This is a genomic window from Janthinobacterium foliorum (genome assembly GCF_978021625.1).
On record NZ_CDXDQE010000016.1, the window covers coordinates 55738 to 68712 of the forward strand.

Annotated in this window: 13 protein-coding genes; 5 read left to right on the top strand and 8 right to left on the bottom strand. The window is 62.9% G+C overall.

Annotated elements, in window-relative coordinates; all coding sequences use genetic code 11:
• Positions 1 to 742 precede the first annotated feature (742 nt).
• The 7 genes from ACZ92H_RS25790 to ACZ92H_RS25820 are packed head-to-tail and all read right to left on the bottom strand — an operon-like array spanning position 743 to position 7172.
• Positions 743 to 1186, bottom strand: coding sequence for a nuclear transport factor 2 family protein (locus ACZ92H_RS25790; protein WP_465051496.1), 444 nt, complete (start codon positions 1184 to 1186; stop codon positions 743 to 745).
• Positions 1187 to 1200: 14 nt separating this feature from the next.
• Positions 1201 to 1968 carry an SDR family NAD(P)-dependent oxidoreductase gene (locus ACZ92H_RS25795; RefSeq protein WP_465051497.1) on the bottom strand — a complete coding sequence of 256 codons (768 nt, stop codon included), beginning with the start codon at positions 1966 to 1968 and terminating at the stop codon, positions 1201 to 1203.
• Positions 1969 to 2005: 37 nt separating this feature from the next.
• Positions 2006 to 3286, bottom strand: coding sequence for an MFS transporter (locus ACZ92H_RS25800; protein ID WP_465051498.1), 1281 nt, complete (start codon positions 3284 to 3286; stop codon positions 2006 to 2008).
• Entirely contained in the window at positions 3283 to 3834 is a 552-nt protein-coding gene (locus ACZ92H_RS25805; RefSeq protein WP_465051499.1) for a chalcone isomerase family protein, read from the bottom strand. The genes ACZ92H_RS25800 and ACZ92H_RS25805 overlap by 4 nt, the downstream gene beginning before the upstream one ends.
• 2 nt (positions 3835 to 3836) lie before the next feature.
• Positions 3837 to 5078: a class I SAM-dependent methyltransferase gene (locus ACZ92H_RS25810; protein ID WP_465051500.1), complete on the bottom strand. Its 1242-nt coding sequence runs from the start codon at positions 5076 to 5078 to the stop codon at positions 3837 to 3839.
• Positions 5075 to 5872 carry a DUF1365 domain-containing protein gene (locus ACZ92H_RS25815; RefSeq protein WP_131376237.1) on the bottom strand — a complete coding sequence of 266 codons (798 nt, stop codon included), beginning with the start codon at positions 5870 to 5872 and terminating at the stop codon, positions 5075 to 5077. Before ACZ92H_RS25815 ends, ACZ92H_RS25810 begins: the two co-directional genes overlap by 4 nt.
• A complete protein-coding gene (locus tag ACZ92H_RS25820; protein ID WP_465051501.1) occupies positions 5862 to 7172 on the bottom strand; it encodes an NAD(P)/FAD-dependent oxidoreductase in 1311 nt (436 codons plus the stop codon). The genes ACZ92H_RS25815 and ACZ92H_RS25820 overlap by 11 nt, the downstream gene beginning before the upstream one ends.
• Positions 7173 to 7370: 198 nt before the next feature.
• Between ACZ92H_RS25820 and ACZ92H_RS25825 the strand changes: the two genes are divergently transcribed.
• From ACZ92H_RS25825 to rpoH, 5 genes are all read left to right on the top strand, one after another.
• On the top strand, positions 7371 to 8312 hold the full coding sequence (locus ACZ92H_RS25825) for a MerR family transcriptional regulator (RefSeq protein WP_465051502.1): 942 nt from the start codon (positions 7371 to 7373) through the stop codon (positions 8310 to 8312).
• 154 nt (positions 8313 to 8466) lie between these two features.
• Positions 8467 to 9534: a signal recognition particle-docking protein FtsY gene (gene ftsY, locus ACZ92H_RS25830; protein WP_131376247.1), complete on the top strand. Its 1068-nt coding sequence runs from the start codon at positions 8467 to 8469 to the stop codon at positions 9532 to 9534.
• 8 nt (positions 9535 to 9542) lie between these two features.
• Positions 9543 to 10292, top strand: coding sequence for a cell division ATP-binding protein FtsE (locus ACZ92H_RS25835; RefSeq protein WP_131376250.1), 750 nt, complete (start codon positions 9543 to 9545; stop codon positions 10290 to 10292).
• The gene (gene ftsX, locus ACZ92H_RS25840) at positions 10289 to 11209 is read left to right on the top strand and encodes a permease-like cell division protein FtsX (RefSeq protein ID WP_465051503.1); all 921 of its coding nucleotides are present in this window, start codon (positions 10289 to 10291) and stop codon (positions 11207 to 11209) included. Before ACZ92H_RS25835 ends, ftsX begins: the two co-directional genes overlap by 4 nt.
• Before the next feature lie 484 nt (positions 11210 to 11693).
• Positions 11694 to 12587 carry an RNA polymerase sigma factor RpoH gene (gene rpoH / locus ACZ92H_RS25845; RefSeq protein ID WP_071325304.1) on the top strand — a complete coding sequence of 298 codons (894 nt, stop codon included), beginning with the start codon at positions 11694 to 11696 and terminating at the stop codon, positions 12585 to 12587.
• Positions 12588 to 12677: 90 nt separating this feature from the next.
• Here the strand turns inward: rpoH and ACZ92H_RS25850 are convergent, their stop codons facing one another.
• A complete protein-coding gene (locus ACZ92H_RS25850) occupies positions 12678 to 12944 on the bottom strand; it encodes a hypothetical protein (RefSeq protein ID WP_131376256.1) in 267 nt (88 codons plus the stop codon).
• Between the last annotated feature and the right edge of the window lie 31 nt (positions 12945 to 12975).

Consider the following 12975-nt stretch of genomic DNA (forward strand, 5'->3'; position numbering starts at 1 on the left):
GCACTATAACGACCGTTTCACATTCCATCAAGTTCCAACATGTTACTTCCGGTACCAGGCCGAGGGCTTTTTCAGGCATCCCGGCCATCGCCAACCGTACTATGCGACAGAGCCAGTGCCCCTTGCCAACCAATGCATTGGCCTGATTGACCATTCCATCATAGCGCATGGCTTGTTGGCACCCGTTGTATTAGTGCAACAGTATCAGGCGTGTGATTAAAACATCAACATGCTTTACCCATCATTTCCCATCTACAACTTACGCGACAAAGCGCACTATTTGTAAGGTGATAATGCATAAACGGAACGAAGCATACACCGCATCGCCAATGTTTGCTGCGGGAGGCCCAAAAACGGGGAATCGGCCGCCCTGTTTTGGTGCGTTGCCGCATTATTCAGGGGCGTAGCACCTATTTCCGACGTCGGCAGAGGAGATGAAAAAATAGGCAAAGTGACAATGCAATTACTGACCCTTCGGTAATTTAAATTGCCAACGCAGAAATGTTTTCCGGGTTTACCAGATACCCCGATAGATGCCGTTGTGGAAACGCCGAGGACGACTCTTGCTTGCAAATTGCGCATCAGTTGAAACAATTTCTTACAATGTTGCCTTCTCAATATTTCGACATATTTGTGTCATAAAAACGACACATTGACCAAGATCAACTTTTTTACTGCGCCCAAGCGCAGTATTTACTTTTTCTTTTGTCCATTTTTTTCTTAAAAGCATAGGGGATCAGCGCTAGCGCCGGCCTGCGCGCTTGAGCACGCGCATGAAAGCCCCCAGCACGGGCAGCTTTTCATACAATTCCTCGGCCACGTCCCAATAGTCGCGGTGCAGGACCACCCGCCCCTGCGCATCGAAGCGCACATGCGTGGCGCCCCGTATGCACTGCTCGCCAGCGACGCGGCGTTGCATACGGAAGCGAAACTCCCAGGTGAGGAAAGCTTGCCCGCACTGCCCCATGCTCTCGAGCACGATAAAGCGGGGCGCATCGACCTGCACGAACATGTGCCTGAAGATGGCCAGGATGGCGGCATGGCCCTGCACTTCGTTGAACGGGTCCTTGAACTGGGCATCGGGCGCATACACGCCGCCCAGCTGGGCCAGGCTTTCCAGACTCAGGTGTTCATAAAACGCCACCAGGCGCGCCAGCGCGCATGCCATTTCCTCCGTCTGCTGCATGCTCGGCTCCTGACTCATAGGCCGGTGACCTTGCGGATCAGCCAAAAATAGGCGCGGTATGGCAATAGCCGCGCCAGCCGCATGGTATTGGTAAAGCGTTTGGGGAAATGGATATGAAACTGTCCCCGCTCGATGCCATCAAGCATGGCCCGCGCCGCATCCGCCGCCGTCATCAGGGCGGGCATGGTGAAATCATTGCCGGCCGTCAATGGTGTGGCAACAAAACCAGGGTTGATTTGATACACATCAATGCCGTGCCCATGCAGGTCCAGATACAGTGATTCCGTCAGATTGATCAGGGCCGCCTTGCTGGCGCCATACGCGAGCGCCTTGGGCAAGCCGCCGTAGCCGGCCACCGAGGCGACGATGCCGATACCGCCCCGGCCCTGGCGCAGCAGCCACGGCAGAGCCAGGTCCAGGCAATTGAAGACGCCGCCCACATTCAGGGCCAGCAGCCCCTGCGCCGCCTCCAGGTCGAAAGCATCGGCACGCATGGCCTGGTAGCCGCCAGCTACCACCAGTATCAAGTCGACCTGCGGCCATTGCTGCATCAATTCGCCGCAGGCGGCCCGTACCTGCGCATGCTGGGTGATATCGAGCGGCAAGGCCAGCGCCAGCGGCTGCCCTTCGCACAATCGCTCCAGGCTGGCGCGATGGCGGGCGGACAAGGCCACGTACGCCCCCTGCTCCAACAGCAAGGTGGCGCAGGCGGCGCCGATGCCGCTGGAAGCGCCGATGACCCACACGCGCTTGCCAGCCCAGCTGGCGATCTTGCGATTCATGGGGCCGCCTGCAGGCGCGGACGTCGGCGACAGCATGTCACGGGGCGCATGGGCGATTCTCCATCGGTGCACTATATATATGTTGCAAGGGCGCGCGCCACAGCAGCAGCGCCGCCAGCAGTTTCAGGGCGCAGGGCAGCAAGGCGTAGGTGGCCGACAGGGCTGGCAAGCCTTTGCTACTGCCCGGCAGGTAGCCAAGCCAGGCCAGCACGGGCAAGGCAATGCCCGCCGCCAATGCCAGGCTCATCTGCACGCCCCAGTTCCACCAGCCAAAATATGCCGCTTCCTGGCGGTCGGCATGCCCCGCGGCGCCGATCAATCCCGCCAGCAACGCGGGCGGCAAGGCCAGGTCCGCGCCCAAGGCCAGTCCTGACAATAAACAAATCGCCGCAAAGCCTACGGCCGCGCCCGTATCGAGGCCATACGCCCAGACAAACACGGATGCGGCCAGCAGCATGGCGCCGCCCCATGCCCGCGCCTCGCCAAAACGGCGCGCCAGGGCCACCCACGCGGGCATCGAAGCGGCCGCGGCGCAGAAATAGACGATCAGGAATGGCCCCGCATAGTGTCCCAGGCGCAAATAGTCGGTGGCGAAGAACAGGAACAGGGTGGCGGGAATGGCCGCCGCCACGCCATTGACGAGCAGGACGGCAAACAGCCAGCGAAACGGGCGCTGGCGAAATGGCAGGCGCCAGGCGCCGGGCGGCAACGCGGCCGTGACATCTTGCACGGCGGGACGCGGGGCACGCGCCAGCAGCAGCGCGCCAGCCGCCAGCAGGCAGGCGGCAAACGCCAGCGACAAGCCGTCATAGCCGAAGACGGACGTCAATCCCGCCGCCACGATCACGCCCAGCAAACCGCACGCCTCGCGCACGGCCGTCACGCGCACGCGCTGCGCCGGCGCCTGGGTCAGCGCGGCGCCCCAGCTCTGGTGCGCGATGCTGGCCAGGCCATATGCCGCGTAGACGAGCAGCAAGGCGGCCAGGAACCAGGCCAGGGTGGCCGCTTCCGGCAGGGCCGGTGGATGAAACAGGGCGCCAAAACCCAGCAACAGCAAGGGGAGCGACACGGCGATGAGCACCGCATAGGCGCGTCCGCTACGCGCCATCCATGCGCCCAGGGCCGGGTCGATGAACGCCGCAGCGATCCTGGCCGCCAGCAGCACGGCACCGATTTGCGCCAGGTCCAGGCGGCTGCGCTGCGCGTAAAATGGCGCGACATATATATAGATGGGCAGCGCCAGCATGGCCAGGGGCAGGCCGAACAGGCCATAGCTGAACAAGGCGGGCAAGTTCAGCGCGCTGGCCTGCGCCTTCATGGCAGCGGCGCCGCATCCTGCAACAGCGCGCTGCGCAGCTTCGGCGCCGTCGACGCGGGCGACAGCCAGATGGCGAAGAAGGCGCGCGCGAAGTCGCCGTCCGGCACATCGGCCAGTACATGGCCATCGAGGTAAAAACGCACGCCGGGCGCGATGCCGGCGCGGTAGGCGCCCGCGATGCGCTGCCCTTCCTTTACGTCCGGAAAGATGCGCTGCATGCTGCCCAGCCAGGCCAGGCGCTGCTGCTCCGTGCCGACGGCCAGTTTTTGCATCTGCTCATAGCTGGCTTCGGCGATTTTCTTGCCGTCCAGCGAACGCGCATAGCGCAGTTCCAGCACGAACGGCGCTGTCTCGGAACTGGCGCCCTGGTAGCCGTGCGGCCCCACCCACAGTTGCGCCTGATAAATGCGCATGCCGAACCAGGTATAGTCGCCTTCGCCCGCCAGGCGCGCCTCTGGCACGTCGACAGCGATAAAGGCAGGCGCGGCCGCCCGGGCGGTGCCCAGCATGGCAAGGCAAAGCAAACACAGGGTCAGCAAACGGCGCATGGTCACTCCTTGATCAAGGTAAATTGCATCACATCCGTATTATGTGCCTGGAAGGCGGCTTCGCAATACGCCAGGTAAAACTCCCAGGTCAGCAGGAAGTGCCCGTCGAAGCCCTGTTTTTCCAGCGCCACGCGCTGCGCCAGGAAACTGGCGCGCCACTGGCGCAAGGTTTCCGCGTAATCGAGGCCAAAACTGAAGGCGTCCGCCACGCGCAAACCCTGGGCTTCGGCGGCGCGGCGAAATTCGGCCGGCGACGGCAGCATGCCACCCGGAAAAATGTACTGCTGAATAAAGTCCGTGCTCTTGCTGTAGCGCTCGAACAATTCGTCGGCGATGACGATGGTCTGGATGCACGCGCGGCCACCCCGCTTCAGGTTGCGCGCCACGCAGGCGAAATAGCCGGGCCAGTAGCTTTGCCCCACGGCTTCGAACATTTCGATCGAGGCGATGGCGTCGTACTGGCCGGCGCTGTCGCGGTAGTCGCACAGCTGCAGGTCGGCCTGTGCCGCCAGCCCCGCCGCCTGCAGGCGCTGGCGCGCATATGCCAGTTGTTCGGTGGACAGGGTCAAACCCGTCACGTGGGCGCCATGCTCGCGCGCCGCCGTTTCCGCAAAGCCGCCCCAGCCGCAGCCGATCTCCAGCACGCGGGCGCCTGGCGGCAGCTGCAACTGGCTGGCGATGCGCCGGTACTTGGCCGCTTGCGCCTGCTCCAGGGTCGCCCCCTCGCTGAACAGGGCGCTGGAATACGTCATCGACGGATCCAGCCACAGCTGGTAGAAGGCGTTGCCGATGTCGTAATGGGCGTGGATGTTTTTCTTGCTGCCCGCGCGCGAATTGCGGTGCAGCAGATGGCGCGCCTTGTAGATCAGGTTACCCCACCAGTTGCCGTAGATCAGTGATTCGATCTGCGCGCGGTTGCGTATCATCAATTCGATCAGGCCGGGCAAGTTGTCCGTGCGCCAGTCGCCGGCGATGAACGTTTCGGCAAAGCCGATGTCGCCCGAACGCAGCACGGCAGAACACAGGCGCCAGTTGTGCAAGTCCAGGGTGACGGGCTTGCCGCCATCGCCGTACAGCAAGACGCTGCCGTCGGGCGTGCGCAGGCGCAAGGCGCCCCATTGCAGCTTGTCGAGCAGGCGCAGGATCATGCGCGCGGAAGCGGGCACGTCCAGGTGCGTATGGTCGTGCGCGGGACGCGCGCCGGCGCGTGCATGCAGGCCGGTCGGCAGGGAATCGGAGCTCATCGGGACACCTTTTCTTGTGGGGGAAGGGGTTTGCTGAAAAACGGCACGCGGCGCAGCCACAGGCGCAAGGCTTGCCAGTGGATGCGGGCCATCACGCCAAAGGTCATCAGGGGATAGCGCAGCAAGGCGTGCGCGATGGCGCCATCGCGCACGGGCTGCGCCGTACCGGACAAGCTCGTTTGCAGCAGGGGACCGTCAAGGTCGTCGTAATCGACCCTGGCCAGGTGCCGCTCGCCACCCTGCTCGCAATTGCGCAGGAAACGGAAACGGTACTGCCCTTCCACCTTGCAAAATGGCGAGACATGAAACATCTTCTTGGCGCGCAGTTCACTGCCGTACGCGATGGCGTCGCCGTGGTCAAGCAGGTACAAATGGCGCTCGCCAAAGGTATTGCGCACATCGCACAGCACGGCGCGCAGCGCGCCATCGGGACGGTGGCAAAACCAGAAACTGACGGGATTGAAGACATAACCGAACAGGCGCGGCATGGTTTGCAGCCAGATTTCGCCGCCGGCATCGGCCACGCCATGCTGGCCCAGCAGCCCATCGATCCATTCCAGCAGCGGCGTTGTGCCATCGCCATGGTCGCTGTCGCGGAAAGACAGCACATTGGCGCGGTTGCGCGAGATCAAACGGGCGGGAAAATCCTGCGCGCCCAGGCTGCGCAGGGGCAGGCGCAGATAAAACATGCCGTAGCTGAAAGCATGTGCGCGCGGACGCAGCCGTGCATGGCGCACCAGTCCCAGGCACAGCTGGGGCTGCGCTTGGGGCAGCTGCGATGGGTCACGCGGCATGGCCCAGCTCCGCGGCCGCCATGCCGTTCAGCGCTTCGGCCACCGCCAGGCCCGACTTTAACCCGTCTTCATGAAAACCGTAGCCCGTCCAGGCGCCCGCGAACCACGTGTGCTGCGCGCCCTGGAAACCGGCCAGGCGTGCCTGGGCGGCAATCGCCGCGCCATCGAACACGGGGTGGGCATACGAAAATTCGTCGATGATGGCCGCTGGCGCGGGTTCATCGAGGGGGTTGAGCGAGACGATGACGGGCGTGCTGAACGGCAAGGGTTGCAACTGGTTCAGCAGATAATGCACGCACACTTGCGGCGCATCGCCTTGCATCCCCGCCCGCGCCTGGTAATTCCAGGCGGACCACGCCTTGCGCCGCTGCGGCAGGCACGATGCGTCCGTGTGCAGCACGGCGCGGTTCGGCTGGTAGCGCACGGCGGCGAGCACCTTGCGCTCCTCGTCGCGCAAGTCGCCCAGCAGGGCCAGCGACTGGTCGCTATGGCAGGCCAGCACGACATGGTCCACATGCTCGATGCCAGCCGCCGTATGCAGCTCGACCATGCGCGCACCGCCGTGGGGCTGGCGCCGCACGGCCAGCACGGGGCAGCCCAGGCGCTGCTGCGGAATGCCGGCGAGCAGTTTTTCCACATATACGCGCGAACCGCCGCGCACCGTGCGCCACTGTGGACGGTCATTGACTTGCAGCAAGCCGTGGTTGTGGCAAAAACGGATGAACGTCGCCAGAGGAAAGGCCAGCATCTGGCGCGCCGGGCAAGACCAGATACAGGCGGCCATCGGCAGCAGATACCAGTGGCGGAACTCATCGCCATAGGCATGCAGGTCGAGGAACTCGCCCAGCGACAGGGCCGGTGCCGGCATGGCGGCCGTGGCGATGGCGCTGGCTTGCCGGTTGAAACGCACGATGTCGCGCAGCATGCGCAAGAAGGCGGGGCGCAGCAGGTTGCTGCGCTGCGCGAACACGGTATCGAGGTTGGCGCCCGCCCATTCCAGCACGCGCGCGCCCGGCGCCGTGCCCAATGGCATCTTCACGGAAAACGACATGTCGCTGTCGGCCGCTGCGACACCCAGCTCATCGAACAGTTGCACGAGGTTCGGATAGGTAGCGTGGTTAAACACGAGAAACCCCGTGTCGACGCCATGCGTGACGCCATCGAGCGTGACATCCACCGTGTGGCTGTGACCGCCGAAATAGTCGCCCGCCTCATACAGGGTGACATCCTGGCCGGCCTGTGCCAGGCGATAAGCACACGACAACCCTGCAATTCCCGCACCAACGACGGCGATTTTCATGAGCGCACCTGTGTTATGTTTGTCCTGGACAGCCTCATCGATAGTCAGTTAAATATTGAGCTATGTCAATGAGGCCACGAATCCGTTCCAAAACTTATACGCAGGCAATTTCTAATCGGATTCAGCTATTTGGTCCGGGGCAAGGGAAGGCGTAAAATGCCAGACACGATCTTTCGGCACGCGAGCACGCCCCCTGGTATGGATACTGACCTGCAACTCTCTCCTGCCTTCAGCATCAGCGACGTCGAGCGCGACACCGGACTGGCCAAGGAAACCTTGCGTGTCTGGGAACGCCGCTACGCCTTCCCCCAGCCCCAGCGCGATGCCTTCGGCGAGCGCAGCTATCCCGCCGAGCAAGTGCAAAAATTGCGCATGGTCAAGCGCTTGCTGGACCTGGGCTTTCGCCCGGGAAAAATCATGCAGCACAGCACCATCCAGCTGCAGCAACTGGCCAGCGCCGGCAGCACTTCCCCGTTCACGCCAGCGCCACAGCTGGAACACTATTTGGCCCTGTGCCGCGGTCACCGGATGGCCGAGCTGGGCGACGCCCTGCGCCAGGCCCTGGCCGTGCTGGGTTTAAAGGCCTTCACCATCGACGTCATCGCGCCCTTGACGGGCATGGTGGGGGAAGCGTGGGCCTGCGGCGAACTGGCCGTGTACGAAGAGCATCTATTTAGCGAAACACTGCAGACGGTGATGCGCCACGCGATTTTTTCCTTGCCGCAAACAAGCAGCCCCAGCCTGCGCACGCCGCGCATCGTCCTGAGCACCCTGCCGCAGGAACGCCATGGCCTGGGCTTGCTGATGGCCGAGGCGCTGTGCGTGGCGGCCGGCGCGCACTGCATGTCGCTGGGCGTGGAAACACCGCTGACGGATATCGTCGCGGCCGCCCGCGCGCAGCGGGCCGATATCGTGGCCCTGTCGTTTTCCAGTGCCAGCAAGGAACGCCAGACGCGCGACAGCCTGCGGCAGTTGCAAGCGAGCCTGCCCGCCACGGTGGAACTGTGGGCCGGCGGGCGCAGCCCGGCCCTGTCGCGCCGCCCGCCGCCTTTTTTGCACGTGCTGGACTTGCGCCAGGTCGCGGAAAGCATCGCGGACTGGCGCCGCCGGCATCAGGTGGACGCCCTGCAAACCCATTAAACGCGATGGAACTGCGGCGATCTCCGTGGATACCCGCGCAATGTTGCCAATCGAACAGTAAAGCATGAAGCGCCGGGCGCGCTCTGGTAGAATAGCCGGATCAACAGTGTCCGGCGCCGCCGGGCCTAAGGTCAGCACCCGCCACCACACATCCATGTTTAGTTTCTTCAAGAAAAAACCCGTCGCCCCCGAGGCTGCGCCAGCCGAGCCCCTCGCCCCTCCCGCCGCCACGCCGCCTGCCGCGCCTGCATCCGCGCCGCCGGCCGCCCCATTGAGCGGGGCGCCAGCCGAACTGGTGCCCGTGATCGTGGCCGCCGAGCCCGAGAAAAAATCGTGGATGACGCGCCTGAAGGCCGGCCTGTCGAAAACCTCGAACACCTTGTCCGTGCTGTTCGTCGGCGCGAAGATCGACGACGCCCTGTACGAAGAGCTGGAAGCGGCGCTGCTGATGTCCGACGCGGGCATCGACGCCACCGAATTCCTGCTGACGGAACTGAAGAAAAAGGTCAAGGAAGACAAGCTGCTCGATGCCGCCGCCGTCAAGGCAGCCCTGAAAGTGCTGCTGATCGACCTCTTGCTGCCGCTGGAAAAGCGCTTCGAACTGGGCCGCCACAAGCCGCTGGTAATGATGATTTCCGGCGTGAATGGCGCCGGCAAGACCACCACCATCGGCAAGCTGGCCAAGCACATGCAGTCGAACAACCAGTCCGTGCTGCTGGCTGCGGGCGACACCTTCCGCGCCGCCGCGCGCGAGCAGCTGATGGTGTGGGGCGAGCGCAACAACGTTACCGTGATCTCGCAGGAATCGGGCGACCCGGCCGCCGTGGCCTACGACTCGGTGCAGTCGGCGAAGGCGCGCGGCATCGACGTGGTGATGGTCGACACGGCGGGCCGCCTGCCGACGCAGTTGCACCTGATGGAAGAATTGAAGAAAATCAAGCGCGTGATCGGCAAGGGCATGGATGGCGCGCCGCATGAAACCCTGCTCGTCATCGACGGCAACACGGGCCAGAATGCCCTGACGCAAGTCAAGGCCTTCGACGATGCCCTGCAGCTGAGCGGCCTGGTGATCACCAAGCTGGACGGCACCGCCAAGGGCGGCGTGCTGGCGGCCATTGCCCGCGTGCGCCCCGTGCCCGTGTATTTCATCGGCATCGGTGAAAAAATTGAAGACTTGCAGCCTTTCGTGGCTGCCGAATTTGTCGAAGCGCTGCTCGGATAAGCCTATACATGATTGAATTTCAGCACGTCTCCAAGCAATACTCCCCCGACGCAGTGGCGCTCAGCGACATTTCGCTGAATATTGCCAAAGGCGAACTGGTGTTTTTAGCGGGCCCATCGGGCGCCGGCAAATCCACCCTGCTGAAAATGATCGCCGCCATGGAACGCCCCACTTCCGGCAAGCTGATCGTCAACGGCCAGGACATGGCGAAGATCAAGCCGGCCGGCGTGCCCTTCCTGCGCCGCAACATGGGCCTGATCTTCCAGCAGCAAAAACTGCTCAACGACCGCTCCATCCTGGCCAACGTCATGCTGCCGCTGCTCGTCGTCGGCGCCCACAAGGCGGCCGCCGAGCAGCGCGCGCGCGCCGCACTGGACAAGGTCGGCCTGCTGGACCGCGCCATGGCGCGTCCGCTGTCGCTGTCGGGCGGCGAGCAGCAGCGCGTGTCGATCGCGCGCGCCATCGTCAACCGCCCGCAGATCATCCTGGCCGACGAACCGACGGCCAACCTGGACCGCGCCAGCGCCAACAAGGTGCTCGACGCCCTGAAAGCCTTCCACTCCGTGGGCGTGACTTGCCTCATTTCCAGCCATGACGAACAAATGCTCGACGCCGCCGCCCGCGTGATCCACCTGAAGAACGGCCAGCTGGTGGCCATCGACAAGGCCACGCAGGCGCCCGTCTTCGCCCCGCCCGATCCCGATTTCTCACCGGCGCCCACGCCTGGCCAGGATGATGCACAGGGAGAACGCGCATGAGAGGCTGGTTCCGTCAACACCGCTTCGCGCTGGGCTCGGCGCTGATCCATCTGCGCAAGTCGCCGGGCGGCTTCCTGTTGAACGTGGTGGTGGTCGCCATCGCCCTGTCGCTGCCGTTCGCCGGCTTGACCATGCTCGACAATGTGCGTCCCATGTCGGAACAGATGTCGGTCGAACCGGAAATCAGCATCTTCCTGAAGATCGACACGCCGCGCGAGCAAGCTGTGGCCCTGGCCGGCGAAATGCGCAAGATCGTGCACGACCAGAAAGCCAAGATCGTCTTCGTGCCGCGCGAACAGGCGCTGGACTCGCTGAAAAACAAGAGCGGCCTGGCCGACGTGCTGAGCACCCTGGGCGACAATCCCCTGCCCGACAGTTATGTGCTGAAGCTCGATGCCTTCAACAGCGCCAGCGAAGCGCAGGATGTCGATGCGGTGGCGGAACAGCTGCGCCACCTGCCCGGCGTGGAATCGGCGCAAGTCGATTCGGCCTGGGTCAAGCGCCTGGCGGCCCTGCTGGGCGTGCTGCGCCTGGTGCTGCTGCTGCTGGCCATTACCCTGGGCGTGGCCGTCATCGCCGTGGTCTTCAACACCATCCGCCTGCAAGTGATGCAGCAGCGCGATGAAATCAGCATTTCAAAACTGATCGGCGCGACGGATACCTTCATCCACCGCCCCTTCTATTACACGGGCGCCTTGCTGGGCCTGTGCGCCGGCGCACTGGCCTTGGGCGCCGTGGCGCTGGCCCTGCAGCCGCTGAATACGGCGATCGCCGAGTTTGCCCGCCTGTACGCATCCGAATTCCAGCTGGTGCCGCTGGCGCCGCTGCCGATGGCGGGCTTGCTGGCCGTCAGCGCCGGCCTGGGCCTGATCGGCGCCTTCCTTTGCGTGCAGCGCCACCTGGCGCGCCTGAACTGACCTTTCCTCCCCATGGCGGCGCCCCGCGCCGCCATGCGTCCCGCCACCCCTTGTTTTTTTGACATTCGCCCCATACTGCGATTATCTTGACATTTAGCAAGTATTCTTAAGGCTCGCTTCAGCTTGCGGCCGTAGACTATGCATGTTGTCGTGAAGACGGGCGTGGCCCTTTCGGGCCAGTCCGGAGCGCTGCACGCGGCAGTCACCATGCGCCCTGGCGGCGCATTTCAGATTAAGTATCAACTAGTAAATCGCCATAGTATTTAGGCTATCAGGACGATTAAATGTGCCGATTGGCACTCTCAAGCAGAGAGTGCTAATATAGGGACATACCAAGGCAGAACCGCCATGGACGCCAGATGAAGATGGTGCCGCGATCTGCGAAGCGCAAGACCGAATACGCAAAAACGAACGAAAAAACGGACCATGTCGCGTGACATGGCCAACTGGAACAAAGCAAGACTACGAGGGAGAAAACATGACTATGATGTCCGCAACGTCCGCATTGGTTCCGACCAAAAATAATGCGCTGGGCCTCGGGTTCACCGGCAATCTGGGCAATATCGACGCCTATATCTCGGCCGTGAACCGTCTGCCCATGTTGACCCATGATGAAGAAATTTCGCTGGCAAAACGCCTGCGTGAAAAAAATGACCTGGCCGCCGCGCAAGAGCTGGTGCTGTCGCACTTGCGCCTGGTGGTCTCGATTGCCCGCGGCTACCTGGGCTATGGCTTGCCGCACGCCGACCTGATTCAGGAAGGCAATATCGGCTTGATGAAAGCCGTGAAACGTTTCGATCCGGACCAGGGCGTGCGCCTGGTATCGTACGCCATGCACTGGGTGAAAGCCGAGATGCACGAGTACATCCTGAAAAACTGGCGCCTGGTCAAGGTGGCGACGACGAAGGCACAGCGCAAGCTGTTCTTCAACCTGCGCAGCCACAAGACGGGCCTGGACGCGATGACGCCGAAGCAAATCGATGCGCTGGCCAAGCTGCTTGACGTGAAGCGCGAAGAAGTGATCGAGATGGAAACGCGCTTGAGCGGCCGCGACATCGCCCTGGAATCGCCGACCGACGATGAAGACGACAAGTTTTCGCCGATCGCCTACCTGTCGTCGGAGCAAAGCGAGCCGACCAAGGTGCTGGAAGCGGAACAAGTGACGCGTTTGCAATCGGAAGGCCTGGAAACGGCCCTGGGTAAACTGGACGCCCGTTCGCGCCGCATCATCGAAGCGCGCTGGCTGGCCAACGACGACGGTTCCGGCGCCACCCTGCACGCCCTGGCGGAAGAGTTCGGCGTATCGGCCGAACGCATCCGCCAGATCGAAGTGGCGGCCTTGAAAAAAATGAAGGGCGCCCTGGCGGCCTACGTGTAAGACCCGCAAGAGCCGCAGTAAAAAAGGCGCCGCAAGGCGCCTTTTAGTTTTGAACTTTGATGTTTATCAACAGATAAACATTGTCGGCCGTTAAGCTGCAGCCAAGCCCTTGGTGATCAGTTCGGCGACGACTTCATTCAGATCCGCGCCGCGCTCCTTGGCGATGTTCTGCAATTGCAAGACCAGATCGCTGTTGAGCTTGACGGCGAATGGCACCAGGCCCAGGGCCTGGTCGCGCTTGCGCTGTTCGCGGCGGTCGATGACCACCGCTTCCTTACCGAATGCACCGGCGCCGGGAACGTTCATCTTTCCCATCAGTTTCTTGGCATCGCTTTTGGCCAGGTCGGTTTTTTTCATGGTTGTTTCCTGATTTTCAAAACAGCCATTC